The following is a 23,637-nucleotide window of genomic DNA, read 5'->3' as shown; positions in this document are numbered from 1 at the left end:
AACGGGACATTCAATATTTTTCGTAGCAGCACGCCGCATATTGCTACACGGCGTGCTGTCTTTAATAATCAGAACAGGTTGTAACGCTGCGCGAGCGGCACGACAGAAACCGGTTCAGCCCCGACCTCTGCGCCGTCAACGCTGACTTTATACGTCTTCGGATCAACGGTGATTTTCGGCAATGCATCATTAAGCTTCATGTCAGCCTTGGTCAGACCACGGCATTTGACAACCGGTTCGATGCGCTTGTTCAGGCCGAGATTCAGCACATTGCCGTCATTGACCGATACCTGACTGACGAACAGAATTGATGTTTTGCCGATACCGGAAGACAAAGCACCGAACATCGGGCGCATGATTACCGGCTGCGGTGTCGGGATTGATGCATTGGCATCGCCGATCTGCGCATAGGCAATGAAACCGCTCTTCATCACCAGTTCAGGTCGCTGACCGAAGAATGCTGGTTTCCACAATACCAGATCCGCGACTTTGCCTGTCTCAACTGACCCGATGAGATGGCTGATACCATGGGCAATGGCAGGATTGATGGTATATTTGGCGATATAGCGTTTGATACGGAAATTATCATTTCCTGCACCATCCTGCGGCAGGTTTCCGCGCTGCGCCTTCATCTGATCGGCGACCTGCCATGTCCGCATAATCACTTCACCACCGCGCCCCATCGCCTGACTGTCAGATGTCATCATGGAAATCGCGCCGATATCATGCAGCACGCCTTCGGCAGCAATCGTATTGGCACGGATACGGCTGGCTGCAAAAGCCACATCTTCCGGAATATTCTTATCCAGATGATGGCAGACCATCAGCATATCGAGATGCTCTTCCACCGTATTCACGGTGTAAGGCAAAGTCGGCGTGGTGGAGCTGGTCAGCACATTGGCTTCCGCACAGATGCGCATCAGATCCGGCGCATGACCACCGCCTGCACCTTCCGCATGATAGGCATGGATGGAGCGACCACCGAAAGCCTTGATGGAATCTTCCACCGTGCAGCTTTCATTGACGGAATCCATATGAATGGTGACCTGAATGTCATATTCGTCAGCCATATCCATACAGGTTGCAATAGCTGCCGGTGTTGTGCCCCAGTCCTCATGCAGCTTCAGACCAGCAGCACCGGCCAGAACCTGCTCGCGCATACCTTCAGGTCGGGATGAACTGCCACGACCGGTAAAGATCACATTGAGTGGCAGATCATCGGTCGCCTGCATCATATTATGCAAGTAGTTCGGGTTCGGTGTGCAGGTCGTGGCCATCGAGCCTGTAGCAGGACCGGTACCGCCGCCGAGTACGGTAGTCAGTCCGCTGGCAATCGAAGTAATTGGCTGCGACGGCGTGATATAGTGGAAATGCGTATCAATACCACCGGCAGTGACAATACAGCCCTCGCCTGAGATCACCTCTGTATTCACCCCGATCACCAGATCCGGATGCACACCAGCCATGATATCGGGATTACCGGCTTTGCCGATACCGGCAATCTTGCCATTCTTGATGCCGATATCAGCTTTGACGATGCCGGTATAATCAATGATCAGCGCATTGGTGATGATACAATCCAGTGCCTTATCACTGCTGACACCCGTTGCTTGCCCCATACCATCGCGGATGACCTTGCCGGAGCCGAAGATGCATTCGTCACCATAGACGGTGTAATCATGCTCGACTTCCGCATAGAGATTGGTATCGCCCAAACGAACTTTGTCACCCTTGGTCGGGCCGAAAAACTTGGCGTAATCTGCACGGGTTATTTTATAGACCATGTTTTATCCTTATCGGCAGAGCGCGGCGTGATGCATATATCCGGCACTCTGCAAGCTTAAATTGTTGCGTAAAATCTGTGATAAAAGCGCTCATTCAGCACTGCGACTGTCGGCAAAAGCACGCTCATTCACGCGGGAAAGCGTGCGCGCTTTATTCTCCGCATCCACTGCACCATCGACCAGATTATTACCGCCGCGGATGATCTGATTGCCGGAAATTGCCACCAGTGTAACGTCCTTGGTCTCACCCGGCTCGAAGCGCACAGCCAGACCCGCCGGAATATCCAGACGCTTGCCATAGGCTGCTTCTCGGTCGAATTTCAGACGCGGATTGGTTTCAACAAAATTGAAGTGACTGCCGATCTGTACAGGACGGCTATCGGTATTGGTGACGCTGATTGTGACAGTTTCGCGCCCTTCATTGAGCTGGATTTCGCCTTCAGCGCAGACAACCTGACCGGCAATACCGATCTCTTCATCATCCTGCATTTTCTCCGGAACCGGCAGAAAGCTACCATAGAGCGCCAGTTTCATGTCGCCCTTGTCGGCACTGACCGGCGTGCGCACGGCAACCAGTTTGGTGCCATCTTTGAATGTGCCTTCAATCTGCACATCTTCAATCATCTCGGCCACGCCGGACATGACTTCGCGTCTGCCGAGAATGGTGCTGCCGAGGCGCATTAGTTCAGCAACTGAGTGCTGACCGTCGCGGATCAGCTCCAGCATCACCAGCGAGATCAGGGCAATGGCTTCCGGATAATTGAGACGCAACCCGCGTGCGAGACGGCGCTGTGCCAATTGGCCGGTGGTTACAAGCATCAGCTTGTCGGTTTCATGAGGTGTAAGATGCAATGGTGTCTCCTTTATTTTCGGGAAAACACAGGCGCAGCAAATCGCAAGGCGTGCCAAATCCTCGGCAAGCCGCTATGAATTTCAAGGAGCCTGTGTGAAGAATGGACGTGCTGCGAAAATACACAGCTGATGCGCTTTGCACTGACCAATATCAATGACATCACAACGCGTCCTGCAGAACAGGAAGAGTTGCAGATTACACGACATTACCACCGCCTATAGTCATGACGGTGATATAATCATAGCGATGATTACAAGACGCAATACGCCCGCAAGCAGCATCGGCTATGCCGGTGAATTTCGGATGATATGGATTAGCAATACAGAAAGGGCATCAGCACTTCGCAGCGGCTGAAACTAGCCGACATTAAGTCCTGAGAAATGTTCCATCATGTGATTAACGACAAAAAAAGTCAGCAATCTCGGCCCTGTCATTTCAGTTCTGTATGAAGAAAAAACTGCGATGCGGATTGGTCAATCTGAGTCATCGCAAGCCCGATAAAGACAGCAGTATAAACCGAAGTCAAGGGGACATTGCTGCGCTCTGCACGGTTAAAAAACACAGCTGAACACAATGACAAATGTTGTTTTATTAAACCTAAAAATGAAATTTTACACTGAATCCTAAGTCTTTCCCTGTATGGGAGGAAAGGCAGATAAATACGAAAGCCTTTGCAGTGATTTGGCATCGTCAGTTTAAGCTCGGAAAAAGCAATTATACAGCACGGCATATTATTGTCGTTTTGCTGGCTTTTTTCACGCCTATACTTCTGGGACTGCCGATTTTATATTGGCAATCCGGCAATACTTTACAGGAAAGAGCCCAGTCAGCCAGCCGTGCCGTTATTGAACATGTTGATGATATTCTCGACAATGCAAGAAAAGTAACTGAAGACGCTGCACCTCTGATTGAAAAACCCTGTTCCGAAATTGTCGAAACACTGCGTATCAAAGCCACCACGGCATCTTTTGTCAGATCGCTGGCAGTCATCAAAAATGATACAATAACCTGCAGCACCATTTACGGTGACACGCGTCTGCCCGTCACAAGTGCCCATTTTTATGATGACCGGCTGGCCTTAATCGCCGGAAACAGAGTTTCTCCTGACCGTGCAATTTTGCTCTACCGATGGAAAAACGGCACGTCATCTATTCTGGCCGGTATTGACGGCCTGCATATTATTCAGCTGCTCAACAGTCATGAGATGACACCGGCAACAACGCTGATTATCGGTTCTTACCGGCTTGAGCAGGACGGCAAAGTCCGCAACATATCTGCCGGAACCAGCAACAGCATTCTGATCCGCGACCGCTCCGATAAATATCCGTTTTCGGTTGAGACCGGTTTTCACAGCGGCGCATTACGGGACTATATTTTATCCCGCCATCTGCCGCTTATCATCCTGCTCGTCATTCTTGGCGGGCTGAGTGCATTTGCAACAAACCGGATGACGGTCAATGCCCGCAACATGACTGCTGAGGCCAAGCGCGCCATCCGCAATAATGAATTTATCCCTTATTATCAGGCAATTGTGCGGAGCGACACCCATGAATGGGTTGGTGCGGAAGTGCTGACCCGCTGGGATCATCCGCTTGAAGGCATGATCCTGCCAAACAGTTTTATTCCTTTTATGGAACGTTCCGGACTGATTATTCCGATGACGGCAGCCCTGATCCGGCGCGTTGCGGAAGAATTTAGACTGCTGGAGAAACAGCTTCCTGACGGTTTCCATATCAGTATCAATGTTTCTGCCGTTTATCTGGCCGATCCTGAATTGATCAAAAGCTGTCACTATTTCCTGAGCCAGTTTTCGCAAAACAAGATACGGTTGATGCTGGAACTGACCGAACGTGAAGCAATAGAGCCAACGCCGGAACTGTTACAGCAAATCCATACGTTGCGTCAGGCCGGAATTCTGATCGCACTGGACGATTTTGGCGTCGGCCACTCCAATCTCAATTATCTGAAAGAGTTTCAGGCCGATCTGCTCAAGATTGACCGTAGCTTTATTACCGGCATTGGCAGCAATGACTTCTCCCGCCATGTCTTGCAGAGCATTATTGATCTGTCGCAGCAACTGGGGCTCCGGATCATTGCAGAAGGTATCGAGACACGTCAGCAGGCCGATTATCTTCAAGAGAGAGGCGTCCAGTATCTTCAGGGCTTTTATTTCTCCAAGCCGCAGCCGATTACTGTTTTCCAGTCCCATATGTGCCAGCATTTATCGGGACAGAAACCGAAACGTGGGAAGTAACCGCTCTGCAGCTCCCTGTCCTGCGCAGAACTGAGCGTTGCCAAAAAGATACCATCCCTCTGACATTCGCCCAATCTTTGTAAAAATAATTGATCACTTGGTAAACTCTTTGTAGACGCTTAAGAAAACCTTAAGTATCGCGAGGGAGCAAGCTGTCTTCCTTGCTAAAAACTGGAGCCGGTTTGTCCGTGTCATTATCCCCGCTGAAATTATCCCTGTTATTCGCCTGCGCTGCTGCTCTTTCTGCCTGTACCACTGTCCAGAATCCGCCACCTGTGCTCAATGCCAGCGTAACCCAGCCGCAGCCGGTGAAACCGGAACCGGTATCCGAGCCGGAAGCACCGGCAGCGACACCGGAAACTGACAGCGCCGCGTATATGTATCGCGCAATGACGGATCAGAATTACCAGATCCCTGCGATTGATCTGGCCAAGCTGAAACCGGAACACCGCCGGACTGTTGTCGATTACAAGACCACAGAAAAACCGGGCACCATTATTGTCGACCAGCCTGCACGCTATCTCTATTTTGTGCTGCCGGAAGGCAAGGCTGTCCGCTATGCCGTGGGTGTCGGCCCCGCAGCACGCGGCTTTAACGGCGGCGATGCAATTATCGCGCATAAGGCCGCATGGCCGCGCTGGACGCCGACCCAGAACATGATCAAGCGCAATCCGAACCAGTATCTGCGCTACAAAGACGGCGTTGACGGCGGCCCGGGAAATCCGATGGGCGCGCGCGCACTCTATATGCATAAAGACGGCATCGACACTTATTACCGCGTCCACGGCACGAATAAACCTTCATCGATCGGCAAAGGCGTTTCCGCAGGCTGTATCCGTCTTATCAATCAGGACATTATCGACCTGCATTCCCGCGTAAAGCCTGGTGCACGCATTGTCGTGAAATAAAAAACCAATCTACCCTGCCCCGTGATCTCTGCATTTCGGGGCAGTGTTCAAACCCGAGACATAAAAACACCGCCGCAGTTTTCGCAACTACGGCGGTGTTTTTATTATCCGTTTCACTTATGAAAAGAGGATAGAAATATTTTCTCAGTCAGCCGATCAGCTTTTCATAGACTTTGCCGTGTTCAAGCACTTTGCCTGTTTCATCCATAACACGCATGGCATCAGCGGAAATCTCATCGATAACCACGACTTCACCGTCGATCAGGCCGATTTCAATCTTCATATCGATCAGCGTCAGACCCAAACCACGCAAGTCAGCTTCTACAATACGGCACACATTACGGGTAATGTCCTTAGCCTTTGCAAGATGGTCAGGGCTTAAAAGGCCGAGCGCAACGATGGTGTCGTCATTGATAAGCGGATCGCCGCGTTCATCATCTTTCACAGTAATTTCAACAAGATAGTCAAATTTCTGTTCGGTATTACGAATATATTGCTGATAACGGCGAATGAAACTGCCCCAAGGACGGGTGCGGCAAACAAATTCAAAGCCGCCGGTGCCGTTAATATCCTTGCCCAAAGGCTCAGCACGGCGAACTTCCATCGTGCCCTTTTCAAGATCAAGATTGACCGAGTGTGTAGGCACGCCAGCAGCATGCAGACGCTTGAAGAAATAATCCGTCATGCCAAGAGATTTGCGCCCCTTGCCTTCAACCTGACCAATAACGGTATTTGCACCCGGATCAATCACACCATCCGAGCCGGTTACATCATCCTTGAACACCAGAAGAATGTTGCCGTTCTCCAAGGCGTAGAGGTCTTTGGTCTTGCCGGAGTAAATCTTTTCGCTGCTGTTCATTCGTTTGCCCGCTCAGGTTTATGCGCTGATCATACCCAAAGCGGTTTACGTTCATGTTGGATCGCAATGCTCGCTCTGGATTCTTTAGTTTGTCGCATTATCCCTACGTCAAATTGGATCAACTTGACTGTGAAATGCTCCAGAAAAAAACAATGCGCCGATTGGCGCATTGTTCTTCAACTTATTCCCACTCAATGGTGCCCGGAGGCTTCGAGGTAATATCATAGACCACGCGGTTAATACCGCGTACTTCATTGATAATACGGGTCGCTGCCTTGGCAAGGAAGTCCATATCATAGTGGTAGAAATCAGCTGTCATACCGTCAACCGATGTTACCGCACGCAGCGCACAAACGAATTCATATGTACGGCCGTCGCCCATAACACCAACGGTCTGCACCGGCAGCAACACTGCGAAAGCCTGCCAGATCTTGTCATAAAGACCGGCTTTACGGATTTCGTCCAGATAGACTGCATCAGCTTCACGGAGGATTTCCAGCTTCTCACGGGTGATACCGCCCGGGCAACGAATTGCCAGACCCGGACCCGGGAACGGATGGCGGCCGATGAAACTGTCCGGCAGACCGAGTTCCTTACCGAGAACGCGCACTTCATCCTTGAAGAGTTCACGCAGTGGTTCCACGAGCTGCATATTCATGCGCTCAGGCAGACCGCCGACATTGTGATGCGACTTGATTGTAACCGAAGGACCACCGGTGAAAGATACGCTTTCAATCACGTCAGGATAGAGGGTACCCTGCGCGAGGAAGTCTGCACCACCGAGTTTAGCCGCTTCTTCTTCGAAAACTTCAATGAACAGACGGCCAATGGTCTTGCGCTTCACTTCCGGATCAGTTTCACCTTCCAGAGCGGAGATAAAACGATCCTGCGCATTCACCAGAACCAGCGGCATGTTGTAATGTTCTTTGAACATCGCAACAACCTGTGCCGCTTCATCCTTACGCATCAGGCCGTGATCAACCAGAATACAGGTCAGCTGATCGCCAACCGCTTCATGGATGAGCAGCGCTGCAACGGAAGAGTCCACGCCGCCTGAAAGCGCGCAGATAACCTTGCCTTTGCCAACCTGTTTGCGGATAGCTTCAACAGCCTGTTCGCGATAGGCGGACATTGTCCAGTCCGGCTTGATGCCAGCAATATTATGGACGAAATTCTGCAGGAGTTTCGCGCCGTCCGGTGTGTGCACCACTTCCGGATGGAACTGCACCGCAAAATATTTGCGTTTTTCATCGGCAATGGCTGCAAATGGTGCATTCGGCGATGTGCCGACAACTTTGAAGCCTTCCGGCAGCGCTGTTACACGATCACCGTGGCTCATCCAAACCTGATGGCGGGTGCCTTTGGCCCAGATGCCGGAAAACAGCGCGCTGTCCTCGTTGACTTCGAGGAATGCACGACCGAATTCACGGTCATGGCCGCTCTCGACCTTGCCGCCCAGCTGTTCGCACATGGTCTGCTGACCGTAGCAAATGCCCATAACCGGAATACCGGCTTCAAACACTGCCTGTGGTGCGCGCGGACTACCGATATCGGTGGTCGAATGCGGGCTGCCGGACAAGATCACAGCTTTCGGATTGATGCGCTTGAACGCTTCATCTGCCAGCTGGAACGGCACGATTTCGGAATAGACTCCGGCCTCGCGCACACGCCGCGCTATCAGCTGCGTGACCTGACTGCCAAAGTCAATGATAAGGATAGTATCGGGATGGGTGCTCATGGGCAGCATCTAGAGAATTATGTTGATTGTTGCAAGCCGGAATCGAAACCCGCGACAATATATTAGGGTACAAACAGTGGAGATAAGATCAGTCGCCGGATTTTACCGTCAGCGGCACTGTACGCTCAAGATCAGCCTTGTAAAGACCCGGATCAGGATGGCCGGTTGTTTTGACCAATGTGCTCTGCAACATTGCCGCTTCCAGCAAGCGCACGGCCTGTGCCAGTTTCTCATCAATAATATGCAGATAACGTGTCCAGTCAGACACCTGCTTCACCGCTTCATCACCATCGGAAATACCGCGCAAACCGATCAGCGGCACAGCAAAACGCTGGCAGGTGCGCAGGATCGCAAAGCTCTCCATGTCCACCATATCCGCATCAATATCATTATAGGCAGAACCGGTGACGATATTTGCACCTGTAGACAAGGACGCGCTGGCAATACCCGGAATATGATATGGCAGCGGAATAATGATCGGGAAATCAGCCGATGGTGTCTGGCCTTTGGCATAGCCGAGAGCCGAGGCATCCATATCGCGGTAACCGACATTGACCGCCTGATAAATCTCGGTCTGTACCAGCTTTGCCGAACCGGCAGACCCAAGCGACACCACCAGATCAGGCAGAGCACCGCGCATGGAAAGATCGGCCAGAACCGCAGAAACCACGACAGCCGCTTCAACAGGGCCGATACCGGTAATCAGCGGCTTGAACATAGCCTGCAAATGCGGGCCGTATTCTGAAGGGGACGCCATAACAAACAGAACTTTTTTGCCGCCGAAATCATGCACATATTGCAGCATCGACATCGCATCTTCTGAAGCACCCTGTACCGGCGCGGACATAATCTTGGTCATTCTAACACCTGAGGCCGCCAATACAGATGATTGCGGCACACCCTTTTATTCGGACTTGCGCGGAGCTTTGGGATAAATCCGCACGAGGTTCAAATCAAAAAGCTGTTTACAGAAGCGCTTCCGTAAACAGCACACTCAGGACAGGTGTTCAGAGGATAACCTAGTCCTGCAAATCTTCACGATCTTTCACCACCATCAGCGTCGCTGTCATGGTGGCTACCAATTTTACTTCAGTCTCACCGACGGCAAATGCCTGACCGTCGCTGACCATAATCGTACGTCCCTGCTTGGTTACATTCCCACGGAACAGAAAATGATCGCCTTTACCGGGCGCCAGCAGATTGACTTTGAATTCGATGGTCAGCACTGCGGCATCCGCCGGCATCATTGTCAGCGCCGAATAGGCACAGACTGCATCGAGAGCCGTAGACACAATTCCCGCATGCAAAAACCCATGCTGCTGGGTCAGATCGGCACGAAACGGCAGCTCCACTTCAACCACACCCGGTTCACAGCGCGTGAGTTGTGCGCCAATCAGCTTCATCGCCGCCTGACGTGCAAAACTCTTCTCAACCCGTTCTTTGAAATCCGGTTCTGCTATTCTCGGTACTGCCATAATATCCCTCAGTCTTATACACTGAATGTCAGTTTTATGGCATCTCCATAACAGTCTTCAGAACCTATTCCAACTACCGGTTCGTACAAAGCATGTCCATATACGACCGAAAACAGGATATATCCTTATAGACATATATTTATATCGGATACTGCTATTCAAGCCCAGCTAATAGCGCAAACAGAAAAAAATACCAGCTTTAATGGAGAAAAAGCCCGTATTTTTTCAATATTACGATCCGGATAAGAATAATACCCAATACTCAGGCAGGCTGATTTTGCAAAACAGCAATATAGAAGCCGTCTGTATCCGTGGAAAGCGGCGAGAACACGGCACCGAAATCGGGATAATACGGCTGTGCCTGATCGGTGATGCCGCTCCATAACTCGGCCATCGGCAGCGCCCTGTAATCGGAGTTTTCCGAGAGAAAACGGGCGACTTGCCGGTTATTCTCTGAAGCAAACAGCGAACAGGTCACATAGACCAGACGACCACCCGGCTTCACATAATGTTTGGCCGCTTCAAGCACTTCATGCTGATCGGCAACGCGGCGCTCAAGCTGCACATCGGTCAGGCGCCATTTGGCATCCGGACGGCGACGCCATGTGCCGGAACCGGTGCATGGCGCATCAGTCAGCACAATATCCATCTGACCTTTATAAGGCTCCAGATTTTCCGGCCGGTTATGTACCTGTGTATTACGCACACCGGCGCGGCTCAGGCGATCATGGATCGGATTGAGGCGCGAGCGCTCGGCATCATAGGCATGAATCTGCCCTTTATTCTGCATGGCTGCAGCCAGAGCCAGTGTCTTGCCACCGGCACCGGCACAATAATCCATCACCTGCTGACCGGGCTGCGCACCAACCAGTTTCGCGGCAAGCTGCGAGCCTAAATCCTGCACCTCATACCAGCCATCGAGAAAAGCCTGCTCGGTCTGTACATTCGGATGACGGCCAAGCGCACGCAAAGGCGGAATACGCACAGCTTCCGGCAGAAAAGGCGCAGCTTCTGCACCGGCATTTTTCAGACCTTCCAGCGCGGTCAGCACCTTGTCGCGATTGGTTTTCAGCGTATTGACCCGCAGATCAACCGGCGGACGCGTGGCAAGTTCAGCAGCCTGTGCAACCCAGTTTTCACCAAACAAGGCTGAAAATTCCGGCACCCAACTCTCGGCAATATCGGCGCGGATAAAATCCGGCGCATCACTCAGATCACGGCTTTCCCAAGCCTGCAAGCGCTCACCCTCAAGCGGCTCTGGAGCAAATTTATCACCGGCCAGATTAGCCTCCAGCCACTCTGCGCCCATATCAGGATCGCTCAGGACAGAGGCATAAACCAGCGCACGGGCATCCTGCGCATCCATCCGCCAGCCGAATGAAAGTTTACGGCGCAGAACATCATAGACAATATTGCCGATCACAGCGCGGTCGCCGGCTCCGGCAAAGCGGTGCGCTGCACCCCAGTCTTTCAGCGCATCGGAAGCAGCACGGCTCTGGCGTTCAATATCTTCCAGCACTTCTATCGCTGCCTGCAACCGTCCGCCCAAACGCATCTTTACCGCTTTCCTGTCTTTATCTTGTTCATATGTTCTCACCGCATAGCTTAAAATGCGCCAAAGTGAAACGACCTGAGCAAAAGAAAAAGCCGGAGCATCACTGCTCCGGCTTCTTTGTATTGCGTTTCCAGCTCTTATTCAGCAGCTGTCTGCTTTTCCTCATTGGAAATCGTATTGGCTTCATAGCCATGCGCTTCCTTGAGGGCTGCACGGACACCGGCTTCATAATCCGGATGGATCAGTTTGAAATGGCCAAGCTGACGCTCAATGATAAAGCCAGGCACACCGCCCATTGCCGCAGCAATATTCGAGAACAGACGGCTCTTCTGACCTGCATCAAACAGGTTAAACAGTGCGCGCGGCTGCGAATAATCATCATTGCCGATACGGTGATTGTAACGATCAACGTCACCGGAGATTTTCAGCGGCGGTTCTTTCGCCGATGGCTGTTCAACCGGACCATTGAAGGAATTCGGCTCATAATAAGCATCCGGATTACCGGTCGCGATACCGCCATAAGTATTCATCTGACCGTCGCGATGGTAGTGATGCACCGGACAAGCAGGCTTATTGACCGGAATTTGCTCATAATGCGTGCCAAGACGATGACGATGCGCATCCGCATAGGAGAATACACGTGCCTGCAACATCTTATCAGGCGAATAGCCGATACCCGGCACAATATTCGACGGCGAGAAAGCAGCCTGCTCGATTTCCGCAAAATAATTATCAGCGTTACGGTTCAGCTCCATAATACCGATATCCATCACCGGATAATCTGCATGCGGCCAGACCTTGGTCAGATCAAACGGGTTATAAGGTGTTTTATCGGCATCGAGTTCAGGCATGATCTGAACCTGCACTTTCCAGCGCGGGAATTCACCCTTTTCAATCGCACCAAACAGGTCGGCCTGTGTGGATTCACGGGTCTGGCCGACAACTTTTTCAGCCTCCGCATTCGTCCAGTGCTGGTGCCCCTGCATGGTCTTGAAGTGGAATTTCACCCAATAACGCTCACCGGCATCATTCCAGAACGAATAAGTATGCGAGCCGTAACCATTGATGTGACGCACATCTGTCGGCAGACCACGGTCAGACATCAGGATTGTTACCTGATGCAGGCTTTCCGGTGACAATGACCAGAAATCCCACATAGCTGTGGCGGAGCGCATATTGGTCTTCGGATGGCGCTTCTGAGTGTGAATGAAGTCCGGGAATTTCACCGGATCACGCACAAAGAAGACCGGCGTATTATTGCCAACCAGATCCCAGTTGCCTTCTTCGGTGTAGAACTTCAATGCAAAACCGCGCACGTCGCGTTCGGCATCTGCCGCACCGGCTTCACCGGCAACTGTGGAGAAGCGCGCAATCATCGGGGTCTTCGCACCCGGCTGCAAGGCTTTCGCTTTGGTATATTTGGAAATATCACCGGTAATGGTCAGTGTACCATGGGCACCCCAACCCTTGGCATGAACCGCACGCTCAGGAATACGCTCACGATTCTGGTGTGCCAGCTTTTCAATGAGCTGGTAGTCAGTCATCAGGACAGGACCGCGCTCGCCTGCTGTCAGGGAATTCTGGTTATCCGGAATCGGTGAACCGGCACTTGTGGTCATAATCGGACGATCGGCCATTTTTAGCTCTCCCTTGTATGATTGGCTCTGTTTTGAGCCATTATAAAAAAATCTGCATGACAAGATTATGACGGGCGCAGAACCACCTTCAGGTATTCCGCACCAGCCAAAACATGTATTAAATACTCAATTTCAATAACTTAACGATATACACCGATCAGGATTGAAATTGCATTCTCATGCTCTTTCTACAGAATAGAACTATTCTAACCATAATTTCCAATTGAATTTACTGTGATTATTGATAAGATTTTCTTATCATGTTTACAGTCAAGCAAATGCGCTATTTCGATGCGCTCGCCACCCATCTGCATTTTCGCAAAGCCGCCGAAACAGTCTTTGTTTCGCAACCCGCTTTATCCGCACAAATTGCAGAAATGGAAAATCTCGCCGGCAGCCCGCTCTTTGAGCGCGCCAATAAATCAGTTCTGCTCACAGAACTCGGTCACACACTCTGGCCGCGCATTAAAGTGATTTTACAGGAAATCCGTGCGCTGGAAGAACTGACCGAGCAGAAGAGCGGTATTTTACAGTCACGGCTGCGGCTTGGCATCATCCCAACCATTGCCCCCTATTTGCTGCCGGATCTTATTCAGGCGCTGAAACAGCAATATCCGGCACTGACGCTGGAACTGCGCGAGGCACTAACCGACAAGCTGCTGGAAGAATTGCGCAATGGTGAACTCGATGCGGTGATTGCCGCTATGCCGGTGCATGATCCCTATTTGACGGGTAAACACCTGTTTGATGACCGGTTTCTCATTGCTACTTCCAGCAATAATAATGATGTGCTGCCCTCACCACTCACACAGGGCAATGCGGCATTGGAAAAATTGCTCTTACTTGAAGAAGGCCATTGTCTGCGCGATCAGGCACTTGAGGTCTGCGCTCTGCCGCGTGAGCGCGCACTGGTGAATTTTGGCGCGACCAGCATGGCAACGCTGTTGCAAATGGTCAGCAATGATATGGGACTGACGCTGATACCGGAAATCGCTATCCGTTCCGAAGTTCCGCATAAACGCATCCGCATTGTGCCATTCTCTGACGGCTCACCAAAACGCCAGATCGGCCTGTTCTGGCGCAAACAAAGCCTGCGTCTTGAGGATTTCACAGCTTTGGCAAAATGCATCCAAAACAGCGCGGAAAAAGTGATGCTGGCACCTGATGAGCTTAGCAGCCTGATCCGCCACAGTGCCGAATCTGAAGAGACTGCACTTATTCAGCGCGTTCCCGCAGGTATTTAAGCATCATAAGTGCAGCAGCTTTGCTCATCCATAGGTCGCGCTCATTCGCGAGATCAGCTTCAAAGCGCTTGGCAAGCTGTGTATAAGCCTGCCACATGCTCTGCGCTCCTTCCCCCTCCTGCGCAGAGAAGTGTCTTTCCATACGCTCCACTGTCGCCTTGATCTGGTCGGTTTCAGGAATGGTTTTCATCATCACCTCCCGTTTGCGGGCAATAAAAAAGGCCGGTTAAACCGGCCTTTTCGTATTCGTCTTATACGCTACCCGGATAATTCGGGCTTTCACGGGTGATAGTCACGCCATGCGAATGGCTTTCACGCAGACCCGCATTGGTGATACGAACAAATGTTGCTTTTTCACGGAATTCCGGCAGTGTCTTAGCACCGACATAACCCATAGAAGCACGCAGACCACCGGCCAGCTGATGCAGGATATTGGCAACAGGGCCTTTATAGGCAACCTGACCTTCAATACCTTCCGGCACCAGTTTCAGCTCATCACGCACTTCCGCCTGGAAGTAACGGTCAGCGGAACCGCGTGCCATCGCACCAACGGAACCCATGCCGCGATAGGACTTATAAGAACGTCCCTGATGCAGGTAAACTTCACCCGGGCTTTCTTCCGTACCGGCCAGCAGCGAACCGGCCATAGCAGCCGATGCACCGGCAGCCAGTGCCTTGGCGAAGTCACCGGAGAATTTGATACCGCCGTCAGCGATAACCGGAATACCGGCTTTCTGAGCCACTTCAACAGCGCCCATAATCGCGGAAAGCTGCGGTACGCCAACACCGGCTACAATGCGTGTGGTACAGATCGAGCCAGGTCCGATACCGACTTTAACCGCATCGGCACCGGCATCAATCAGAGCCTGTGTTGCCGCACCGGTTGCCACGTTACCGGCAAGAATACGTACGTCGGAAGACAGTTTCTTCATGCGGGTAACCGCATCCAGAACACGCTGCGAATGACCATGCGCTGTATCAACAACCAGCAGATCAACACCGGCTTCGATCAGACGTTCCGCACGTTCAAAACCATCATCGCCAACCGAAGTTGCAGCAGCAGCACGCAGACGACCCTGCGCATCTTTAGCGGCATTCGGGTTGAGCTGCGACTTTTCCATATCCTTGACAGTGATCAGACCGGTGCAACGACCCTGCGCATCAACAACCAGCAGTTTTTCAATGCGATGTTGGTGGAGAAGACGCTTGGCTTCTTCCTGATTAACGTTTTCGCGCACAGTGACCAGATTTTCACGGGTCATCAATTCGTAGATTTTCTGTGCCGGATCAGAGGCAAAACGCACATCGCGGTTGGTCAAGATACCGACCAGACGACCCGGGCCTTTGCCCGCATTTTCAACAACAGGAATACCGGAAATACCATGCATACGCATCAGTGCCTGTGCATCAGCCAATGTTGCGTCAGGGCCGATAGTGACAGGGTTTACAACCATGCCGGATTCGAATTTCTTAACGCGCAGAACAGCTTCTGCCTGCAATTCCGGTGTCAGGTTGCGGTGAATAACGCCGATGCCGCCAGCCTGCGCCATAGCAATCGCCAAACGGGACTCAGTCACTGTATCCATCGCGGCGGAGAGCAGCGGCAGGTTCAGTTCAATGCCTTCAGCAATAGTGGTGCGCAGATCGACCTGACCAGGCATAACCTCGGAATGACCGGGTTGCAGCAGGACATCATCAAAAGTCAGCGCGTATGCGCCGGTGGATGATTCAACAATTTTCGCCATGGCCAATTCCTTTAAACAGGTAAAACACCCTGTGGGAGCAGAGGGTGCAACGACTCTTATCGTTTCAATTGAATTGGCAGCGGCTGGTAACACGGATATGACTTTTTGAAAAGACTATTCGTGAAAATCGCGTAAATTTTACCAGATATAGCGTGATAACAACTACTGACAGCTAAAGCGGCGATCAAATTCCTGCCGCCCTTGCGCCGTAAAATAGAGTGCACGCCCCTGCTCGCGGCGCAGCCAGTTGCGCTCCAACATCATATCCAGCACTGCCGCACCCAGCGCACCGCCAAGGTGATGACGGCGCTCACTCCAGTCCAGACAATGCAGGCAAAGCGGACGGCGCTTGCCTTCCAGCGGTTTCAGCTCAAGCCCTAATCCGCTGAAAAACTCCCGCCCCTCCGAAGTCAGCTGAAGTGCATCCTGCTTTGAGTGTTCGAGATAATTACGCGCCGTCAGACCATTGAACAGCGTGACACCCGCCTCACCCGCCAGATGATCGTAGCAAATCCGCGCTTCCCGCAACGCTGCATCTTTTGGGCCTGTGCGCACCCGCACAGCACCTGTGCGTTGCGCCAGCCCCATAAGGGCTTCAAGCACCTGCGCCACATCCGCACCCGAGAGACGAAAATAACGATGGCGCCCCTGTTTTTCTGCTGTGAGCAAACCGGCGTCACTCAACTTGGTGAGATGTCCGCTGGCGGTCTGAACAGTGACACCGGCCACACCTGCCAGTTCACTGACCGTCAAAGCACGGCCATCCATCAGCGCCGTGAGGATATTTGCGCGGGCGGGGTCGCCGATCAATGCGGCAACAGAAGCTATGACAGGACCATCTTTCATAGTTCGATGATAGCCGAAACATTGATGCACAACAATAGCCTATTTACTGCCCTGACACAGCATAAGGAGCCTCCCCATGATCGCCGTTATTTTTGAAGTTTTTCCCGCTCGCGGTCAGAAAAATAGCTATCTGGACATTGCTGCCAGTTTGAAAAATGAATTGCAACAGATTGACGGATTTATCTCCGTCGAGCGTTTTCAGAGTCTGACTGATCCGGACAAAGTTCTTTCCCTCTCCTTCTTCCGCGATGAAGAAGCCGTGAAAAACTGGCGCTCAAGCTTCATGCATCGCTCGGCGCAAGCGGCGGGACGCAGTGGTGTTTTCGCCGATTACCGGCTGCGGGTGGCAGATGTCACCCGCGATTACGGATTGAACAGCCGCGAACAGGCACCGCAGGACAGCCGCAACTTTCACCATGAGCGGGCACTTGCCTGACCCAAAATATCAGCCTGCCCATTCACTACACCAGATGTCGCGTCCAGAACGATATCTCGCCAAACTTGGAATATGCTCTGATCAGCATTGCAGTGATCTTCAATCCAACATTTACGCATCTCATTCATCTGGTGATTTATCTGGGAGGAAAATCCATGAGCAGCAACCGTGGTGTCGTCTATACGGGTCCGGGGCAGGTTGAAGTACAGAATATTGCAGATCCGGTTTTTGCCGATCCGACGGGGCGCAAAATCGAACATGCGGTGATCCTGAAAGTTATTACCACCAATATTTGCGGCTCTGACCAGCACATGGTGCGCGGCCGCACCACAGCGGAAGCAGGTCTTGTTCTCGGTCATGAAATCACCGGTGAAGTGATTGAAAAAGGCGCGGATGTTGAAATGCTGGAGATCGGCGATATCGTCTCCGTGCCGTTCAACGTGGCCTGCGGCCGCTGCCGCACCTGCCGCGCGCAGGATACCGGCGTGTGCCTCACCGTTAATCCGTCCCGTGCTGGCGGTGCCTATGGTTATGTGGATATGGGCGGCTGGATCGGCGGTCAGGCCAAATATGTCACGATTCCCTATGCGGACTTCAACCTGCTGAAAATTCCGGATCGCGACCGTGCGCTGGCCAAAATCCGCGATCTGACCATGTTATCCGATATTCTGCCAACCGGCTTCCACGGCGCTGTTAAAGCCGGTGTTGGCGTTGGCTCTATCGTTTATGTGGCCGGTGCAGGCCCTGTCGGTCTGGCGGCTGCCGCCTCTGCCCGCATTCTCGGTGCGGCTGTAGTGATGATCGGCGATTTCAACAAAGAACGCCTTGCCCATGCCAAAAAAGTCGGTTTTGAGCCGATTGATCTTTCGGCTTCCGACCGTCTTGGCGATCTGATTGCCGATATTACCGGCAGCAATGAAGTGGACAGCGCCATTGACGCTGTGGGCTTTGAAGCACGCGGCCATGCAGGCGGCGAGCAACCGGCCATTGTTCTCAATCAGATGATGGAGATCACCCGTGCAGCAGGTAATATCGGTATTCCGGGGCTTTATGTGACTGAAGATCCAGGCGCTGTGGACAAAGCCGCCAAAGTCGGGAGCCTTTCCTTACGCTTTGGCCTTGGCTGGGCGAAAGCACAGAGCTTCCACACCGGCCAGACACCAGTGCTGAAATATAACCGCCAGCTAATGCAGGCCATTCTCTACGACCGGCTAAATATTGCGGAAATTGTTAATGCCCAGCTGATCTCGCTGGATGATGCACCGAAAGGTTATGAAAGTTTCGATCAGGGCGCTGCGAAGAAATTCGTCATCGACCCGCATGGCGATCTGCTGAAATCAGCCTGAGAATAATCAGAAACAGAACAGCCCCGCATGAGGAAACTTGCGGGGCTGTTTTTATTTAAACTTCTTCGAGGTTTCTTTTACTTTACGCCTCTGCAAGGCTCTTTCTCCCTACGCCTCTTCGAGGATTCTTTTACTTTACGCCTCTTCGAGGCTGGCACCAAGAAACAACTGCCCGACACGCGGATCAGCCAGCAGCGCATCTGCCTTGTCATGCATCCGCGTCTGCCCCTGTTCCAGCACCAAACCATAGTCAGACATCGCCAGTGCCGCCTTGGCATTCTGCTCAACCATCAGCACGGTTACCCCCTCATCGCGCAGGCGGATCAGCGTGCGGAATGTCTCGCTCACCATTTGCGGTGACAGACCGATAGACGGTTCATCAATCAGAATCAGTTTCGGATCAAGCAGCAATGCGCGGGCAATTTCCAGCTGTTTCTGCTGCCCACCGGAGAGTGTAATCGCCTGCTGATTGGCTTTCTCTTTGAGGATCGGAAATTGCTCCATCACCTCATCAATGCGGCGGGCGACCCTGCCCTGATCCGGTGCGGAAATACCGCCAATCTCCAGATTATGCTTCACCGACAGCATCGGAAACAAGTTGCGCCCCTGCGGCACATAGCTCACGCCATGAGCCAGCATTTTAGCAGGCGCCTGCCCTGTCACATCCTTGCCATTGAGCAGAACCTGCCCTGAGCGGATATTCAAAAGGCCAAAAATCGCTTTAAAAACCGTAGACTTACCCGCCCCGTTAGGGCCGATCACAGTGGTGATCGTGCCTTTTTCAATGCGAAAAGACGTACCGTTGAGAATGGTCATTTTACCGTAGCCGCCAAAGACCTGTTTCAGTTCCAGCATGGCTCAGCCTCCCAGATAGGCTTCAATGACGTCCGGATTGTTACGCACAGTTTCCGGATCGCCTTCGGCAATGATACGCCCGTTTGCCAGCACAATAATACGCGTGCAGAGCGACATGACAAATTCCATATTATGCTCGATCACCACAAAGGTTGCTCCGCGCTCACGGTTGAACGCCTTGAGCCGCTCTTTGAGGTCGGCCAGCATGGTCATATTGACCCCGCCTGCGGGTTCATCCAGCATCACCAGCTTCGGTCCCGCCATGAAGGCCATAGCCGCGTCGAGCAATTTCTGCTGCCCGTAAGACAACGAACCTGCTTTTTCATAGGTCTGATGCGTGAGACGGAAGAACTCTATCATCGTCTTCGCTTCTTCAGTCAAGCCGGCATCCGGACGACCAAACAAATGCGACAGCATCGTGCCTTTATGCTCCTGACCGGCCAGAATGATATTATCCAGCACGCTCATATCCGGAAACACCTGCAACATCTGGAAAGTGCGGCCGACGCCGAGCCTATTGAGGTCGCTTGGGCGTTTGCCCGCAACATTCTGCCCGTCTACCAGCACCGTGCCATTTGTGGCAGGCAATTGCCCGAGAATGCAGTTGAACAAAGTGGATTTGCCGCTGCCATTTGGCCCGATCAGGCCGAGGATTTCCCCTTCATGCACCTCAAAGGACACATCATCCACAGCGGTTACACCGCCGAAATTCTTGCTCAGATTACGCACAGAAAGAACGGGATTCATTGGTTTTTCTCCCCGTTGCTGTCGAGCGCAGCTTTTGTTGTCCATGCGGTTGCCTGCGGATTGCGACGCTGCCTGAGTGCATTTTTAGCGCGCTCTGCCAGTCCTAAAAGTCCTGTCGGGCAGAACACCATGAGCACAATCACCAGCACCGCATAGAGCATCAGATAATAGCCCTCGGTAAAGCGCAGGAATTCCGGCGCCAGTACAATGAGGAAAGCCCCCAGCACCGGCCCGAAGAAGAAGCCAGCACCGCCGACAATCACCATCAGCAGGATTTTAAGCGAGATCGGCAGACCGAAAGAATGCGGCTCGATATATTGGGTGAGCTGCGCAATCAGACCACCCGCAAGACCGCCATAGGCAGCACCGATCGCAAAGGCCAGCAAAGTCATTTTGCGGACATCAACGCCCAGACTATTGGCGCGGATCGGGTTCTCACGCAGGCCTTTAAATGCCCGCCCCCAAGGAGAGCGGATAATGCCGTAAAGCGCCAGTGCCATCAGCACAAACAGGCCAAGCACGAAATAATAAAACGGCGTGGCCATCATGGTTTTCATGCCGAAAATTTCCGGACGCGGAATGCCAGTCAGGCCGTATGTCCCGCCTGTCAGCCATTCTTCATTCCGCAACACGAGGATAACCAGCGCATTGAAAGCCAGCGTGACAAAAGCCAGAAAATGATGCTGCACCCGCAAGGCCGGATAACCGAGCAGCAGACCAAGCACAAAGCACAGCAGCATTGCCGCAATCAGTGCGAATGGCCATGCGATACCCGCCATCGTCATCAGCGCCACAGTATAGGCACCCAGCGCCATAAAACCTGCCTGCGCCAGTGAAATCTGCCCCGCATAGCCGAGTGTCAGGTTAAGCCCCATGGCAGCAATGGAATAGATCAGCCATGAAGACAGCACCAGCAGGCCGTAATTGGTTTGCGAGAATGGCAAAGCAATCAGAATGGCCAGACCGGCGAGCAGAAGGAGTATTTTGCGAAGGCTCATATTGTCCGTCCCTCCGCCTTGCCGAGCAGCCCCTGCGGGCGCACGAGAATAATCACAATCAGCAGGATCAGCGGCACGGCCGAGCGATAGGATGCGGAAATATAAGCAGCCGAGAGATTATCAATCACGCCGATCAGCAAGCCACCGGCCAGCGCCCCGCGGATCTGGTTAAAGCCACCGACAATCGCCGCGATAAAGGCGATCAGCCCCAGCGTTTCACCATTGGAGAATTTCGCCAGATAGATCGGTGAAATCAGAATGGAGGCCAGCAGAGCCAGCGCACCATTGATTAAAAATGTATAGAGAATCATGCGTTTAACCGGCACACCGAGAATTTCCGCCACCTGCGGATTTTGCGCCGTTGCCTGCATACAGCGCCCTGTCTTGGTGCCGTTGAGGAAAAACTGCAGCAGTGCCACAGTGCCAAGCGAGATCGCCAGAACCGCAATATCCTGTACCGAGATCGCCGCTCCGAAAATATTCAATGTGCGGTCGGTAAACAGCGCCGGAAACGGCATGGCTTCCGCCGTATAGAATTGTTTGACGCCTTCTTTCAGCAAAATGCCCAGCGCGATTGTCGCAATAACAATCGGCAACACGCCATGCGGCAGCAACGGATCAATGATGATACGTTTGAAGCCATAGCCCAGAAACAGCAGTGTCAGCACCAGTGCCAGCAAAATGGCGACCGGAAAACTGAGACCTAAAATCTGCGTGCCTGCCAGCACAAAAAATGCGGGCAGCATGACAAATTCGCCCTGCGCAAAATTGATCGTCTGCGAAGCCTGCCAGAGCAACGTAAAGCCGATCGCCACAAGGGCATAGATCGAGCCTGTTGCCAGACCCGATACCAGCAACTGAAAGAAAGTAGCCATCAGGAAAAGTCCGTTTTGCGGGCATAATCCGGCGGGCACCCCGCCGGAATATGCAACGACTATTTATTGTTACGCATGTCGTTATCGGAAAACCGGCATCCACTTTTCCGCGACATGCGTTAAAGCTTCGGCAGTGTGGAAACGACAGACTGCTTGCCGTCTTTGACTTCCACAAGGAAGCTCTCACGGTTCACTTCGCCTTTGTCATCCCATGTGGTTTCCATCAGAATGCCCGGCTCATCGGCAGGGGTGATGGTCAGCCCGTGAAGCGTATCAGCAAAGGCCTGACGGTCAACTTTGCCGTTTTTCGTGGTCACATATTTCACGATATAAGCACCCATATAGGCTTTAATCGCATTGTGATCCGGCTTGTAACCATATTTGCCTTCAAACTTTTTGGCAAAATCCTGCACAGCCTGCACCGGTGCATCGGCGGTCAAACCAACATGGCCACGCACGCCGTTCACTGCATCACCGGCCAGATCAATCACCTTCTGGTTCATCAGTGTGGTTTCACCAAAGATCGGCTGCTTTACGCCCTGTTTCTGCATTTCTTTCAGCAGACGTGCGCTTTCTTCTTCGTGCAAATAGGCGAAGATCACATCGGCATTGCTGTCTTTAAGCTTCACCACGTCAGCGGCAAAGTCCGCCTGACCGACTTCACTGGACACATCGCCGACAAGTTTGATGCCGCGCTTGTCAAGCTCCGCAACGAATGCATCGCGTCCGCCCTTGCCGAAATCATTATTGACCCATGCAACGGCAACGGTTTTGGCACTCAGCTCATCGGTGAGATATTTCACCAGTTTCGGCATCGACTGCTGCGCGCCGAAGGATGTGCGGAAAATATAAGGATTGCCGAGATCAGTGATGAATGGTGCTTCCGCACCGGTCAGCTGCGGCACGCCATTCTGCATGGCAACCATCATATTGACTTTGACCGAGCCGGAATAAATCGGCCCCATAATCACATAAGCGCCGTCGTCAATCGCCTTCTGCACCATAGCGCGCGAAGTCGTTGCATCGGTCTGCGTGTCATAGTCTGTGACTTCGAGCTGCTGTCCGAGCACGCCGCCTGAGGCATTGATCTCTTCAACAGCCAGTTTCAGACCGTCGCGCCAATTGGTGCCAACGGTCGCGCCTGCGCCGGACAGTTCAATCACGTCTGCGATTTTGATGGTTTCCGCCGCAAAACTCATTTGCGGCAATGCTGCTGATAATGCAGCTGCTGCAGTTAAAGCCAGTAAATGTCTTCTGTTCATAAACCCCTCCCAAGGCTCCCCGACCGGATGGGATTTCATTCTGTCTGCACAATCATTCACATCATTATTGTCAGCACAAAAACAACATATGTTTTTCACCGTACAGAAATGTATATTTAATGACCGGAGTTTCAGCCCATCATAATCTGATTTAACGGCTTGTTTGCACAGTTGCAAGCACAGGCTTAACCAATAAAGCCCGATATTGCCGCATTGCCGG

General features: G+C 52.3%; 21 protein-coding genes. 5 read left to right on the top strand and 16 right to left on the bottom strand.

Annotated features, from left to right (window positions below):
* Positions 1-68 precede the first annotated feature (68 nt).
* Positions 69-1,784, bottom strand: coding sequence for an urease subunit alpha (gene ureC, locus JNC80_RS09595; protein ID WP_376710182.1), 1,716 nt, complete (start codon positions 1,782-1,784; stop codon positions 69-71).
* 90 nt (positions 1,785-1,874) lie between these two features.
* Entirely contained in the window at positions 1,875-2,636 is a 762-nt protein-coding gene (gene ureB, locus JNC80_RS09590) for an urease subunit beta (RefSeq protein ID WP_376710181.1), read from the bottom strand.
* A 677-nt stretch (positions 2,637-3,313) separates the two neighbouring features.
* Here ureB and JNC80_RS09585 point away from each other — a divergent pair.
* Both JNC80_RS09585 and JNC80_RS09580 read left to right on the top strand, forming a co-directional pair.
* Positions 3,314-4,891, top strand: coding sequence for an EAL domain-containing protein (locus JNC80_RS09585; RefSeq protein ID WP_376710180.1), 1,578 nt, complete (start codon positions 3,314-3,316; stop codon positions 4,889-4,891).
* Positions 4,892-5,079: 188 nt separating this feature from the next.
* A complete protein-coding gene (locus JNC80_RS09580) occupies positions 5,080-5,799 on the top strand; it encodes a L,D-transpeptidase (RefSeq protein WP_238481704.1) in 720 nt (239 codons plus the stop codon).
* Positions 5,800-5,947: 148 nt separating this feature from the next.
* Here JNC80_RS09580 and JNC80_RS09575 read toward each other — a convergent pair whose 3' ends face one another.
* From JNC80_RS09575 to katA, 6 genes are all read right to left on the bottom strand, one after another.
* On the bottom strand, positions 5,948-6,658 hold the full coding sequence (locus JNC80_RS09575) for a phosphoribosylaminoimidazolesuccinocarboxamide synthase (RefSeq protein ID WP_376710179.1): 711 nt from the start codon (positions 6,656-6,658) through the stop codon (positions 5,948-5,950).
* Positions 6,659-6,839: 181 nt separating this feature from the next.
* A complete protein-coding gene (gene guaA / locus JNC80_RS09570) occupies positions 6,840-8,396 on the bottom strand; it encodes a glutamine-hydrolyzing GMP synthase (RefSeq protein WP_075654792.1) in 1,557 nt (518 codons plus the stop codon).
* Positions 8,397-8,484: 88 nt separating this feature from the next.
* The gene (locus JNC80_RS09565; RefSeq protein ID WP_083646896.1) at positions 8,485-9,201 is read right to left on the bottom strand and encodes a 5'-methylthioadenosine/S-adenosylhomocysteine nucleosidase; all 717 of its coding nucleotides are present in this window, start codon (positions 9,199-9,201) and stop codon (positions 8,485-8,487) included.
* A gap of 214 nt (positions 9,202-9,415) precedes the next feature.
* Positions 9,416-9,871, bottom strand: coding sequence for a PaaI family thioesterase (locus tag JNC80_RS09560; RefSeq protein WP_022711196.1), 456 nt, complete (start codon positions 9,869-9,871; stop codon positions 9,416-9,418).
* A 262-nt stretch (positions 9,872-10,133) separates the two neighbouring features.
* Positions 10,134-11,426: an RsmB/NOP family class I SAM-dependent RNA methyltransferase gene (locus tag JNC80_RS09555; RefSeq protein WP_376710178.1), complete on the bottom strand. Its 1,293-nt coding sequence runs from the start codon at positions 11,424-11,426 to the stop codon at positions 10,134-10,136.
* A gap of 137 nt (positions 11,427-11,563) precedes the next feature.
* Entirely contained in the window at positions 11,564-13,063 is a 1,500-nt protein-coding gene (gene katA, locus JNC80_RS09550; protein WP_075654448.1) for a catalase KatA, read from the bottom strand.
* A 260-nt stretch (positions 13,064-13,323) separates the two neighbouring features.
* Between katA and JNC80_RS09545 the strand changes: the two genes are divergently transcribed.
* Positions 13,324-14,307, top strand: coding sequence for a hydrogen peroxide-inducible genes activator (locus tag JNC80_RS09545; protein WP_376710177.1), 984 nt, complete (start codon positions 13,324-13,326; stop codon positions 14,305-14,307).
* On the opposite strand, the gene JNC80_RS09540 is transcribed toward JNC80_RS09545, so the two are convergent.
* The 3 genes from JNC80_RS09540 to JNC80_RS09530 form a co-directional block, all read right to left on the bottom strand.
* A complete protein-coding gene (locus JNC80_RS09540) occupies positions 14,279-14,497 on the bottom strand; it encodes a hypothetical protein (protein WP_376710176.1) in 219 nt (72 codons plus the stop codon). The two genes, JNC80_RS09545 and JNC80_RS09540, sit on opposite strands and share 29 nt — an antisense overlap.
* A gap of 61 nt (positions 14,498-14,558) precedes the next feature.
* On the bottom strand, positions 14,559-16,052 hold the full coding sequence (gene guaB / locus JNC80_RS09535) for an IMP dehydrogenase (protein WP_075654446.1): 1,494 nt from the start codon (positions 16,050-16,052) through the stop codon (positions 14,559-14,561).
* Positions 16,053-16,214: 162 nt separating this feature from the next.
* The gene (locus tag JNC80_RS09530) at positions 16,215-16,898 is read right to left on the bottom strand and encodes an ArsR/SmtB family transcription factor (protein WP_376710175.1); all 684 of its coding nucleotides are present in this window, start codon (positions 16,896-16,898) and stop codon (positions 16,215-16,217) included.
* 76 nt (positions 16,899-16,974) lie between these two features.
* Between JNC80_RS09530 and JNC80_RS09525 the strand changes: the two genes are divergently transcribed.
* Together JNC80_RS09525 and fdhA are read left to right on the top strand one after the other, a co-directional pair.
* On the top strand, positions 16,975-17,334 hold the full coding sequence (locus tag JNC80_RS09525; protein WP_376710174.1) for an antibiotic biosynthesis monooxygenase family protein: 360 nt from the start codon (positions 16,975-16,977) through the stop codon (positions 17,332-17,334).
* Positions 17,335-17,489: 155 nt separating this feature from the next.
* Entirely contained in the window at positions 17,490-18,680 is a 1,191-nt protein-coding gene (fdhA, locus tag JNC80_RS09520; protein ID WP_376710173.1) for a formaldehyde dehydrogenase, glutathione-independent, read from the top strand.
* Positions 18,681-18,815: 135 nt separating this feature from the next.
* On the opposite strand, the gene JNC80_RS09515 is transcribed toward fdhA, so the two are convergent.
* The 5 genes from JNC80_RS09515 to JNC80_RS09495 all read right to left on the bottom strand — a co-directional run bounded on the left by JNC80_RS09515 (position 18,816) and on the right by JNC80_RS09495 (position 23,417).
* On the bottom strand, positions 18,816-19,535 hold the full coding sequence (locus JNC80_RS09515) for an ABC transporter ATP-binding protein (RefSeq protein WP_221720454.1): 720 nt from the start codon (positions 19,533-19,535) through the stop codon (positions 18,816-18,818).
* Between the two features lie 3 nt (positions 19,536-19,538).
* The gene (locus JNC80_RS09510) at positions 19,539-20,282 is read right to left on the bottom strand and encodes an ABC transporter ATP-binding protein (protein WP_376710172.1); all 744 of its coding nucleotides are present in this window, start codon (positions 20,280-20,282) and stop codon (positions 19,539-19,541) included.
* Positions 20,279-21,280, bottom strand: coding sequence for a branched-chain amino acid ABC transporter permease (locus tag JNC80_RS09505; RefSeq protein WP_376710171.1), 1,002 nt, complete (start codon positions 21,278-21,280; stop codon positions 20,279-20,281). The genes JNC80_RS09510 and JNC80_RS09505 overlap by 4 nt, the downstream gene beginning before the upstream one ends.
* Complete coding sequence (locus JNC80_RS09500) at positions 21,277-22,155, bottom strand: branched-chain amino acid ABC transporter permease (protein ID WP_075654440.1); 879 nt, start codon at positions 22,153-22,155, stop codon at positions 21,277-21,279. The genes JNC80_RS09505 and JNC80_RS09500 overlap by 4 nt, the downstream gene beginning before the upstream one ends.
* 119 nt (positions 22,156-22,274) lie before the next feature.
* The gene (locus JNC80_RS09495; RefSeq protein WP_376710170.1) at positions 22,275-23,417 is read right to left on the bottom strand and encodes an ABC transporter substrate-binding protein; all 1,143 of its coding nucleotides are present in this window, start codon (positions 23,415-23,417) and stop codon (positions 22,275-22,277) included.
* Positions 23,418-23,637: the final 220 nt, after the last annotated feature.

The sequence above is a fragment of the Pseudochrobactrum lubricantis genome (assembly GCF_041929865.1).
Lineage (GTDB): Bacteria > Pseudomonadota > Alphaproteobacteria > Rhizobiales > Rhizobiaceae > Pseudochrobactrum > Pseudochrobactrum saccharolyticum.
Note: the sequence above shows the minus strand (reverse complement) of the source record. Positions and strands in the feature narration are given on the sequence as shown.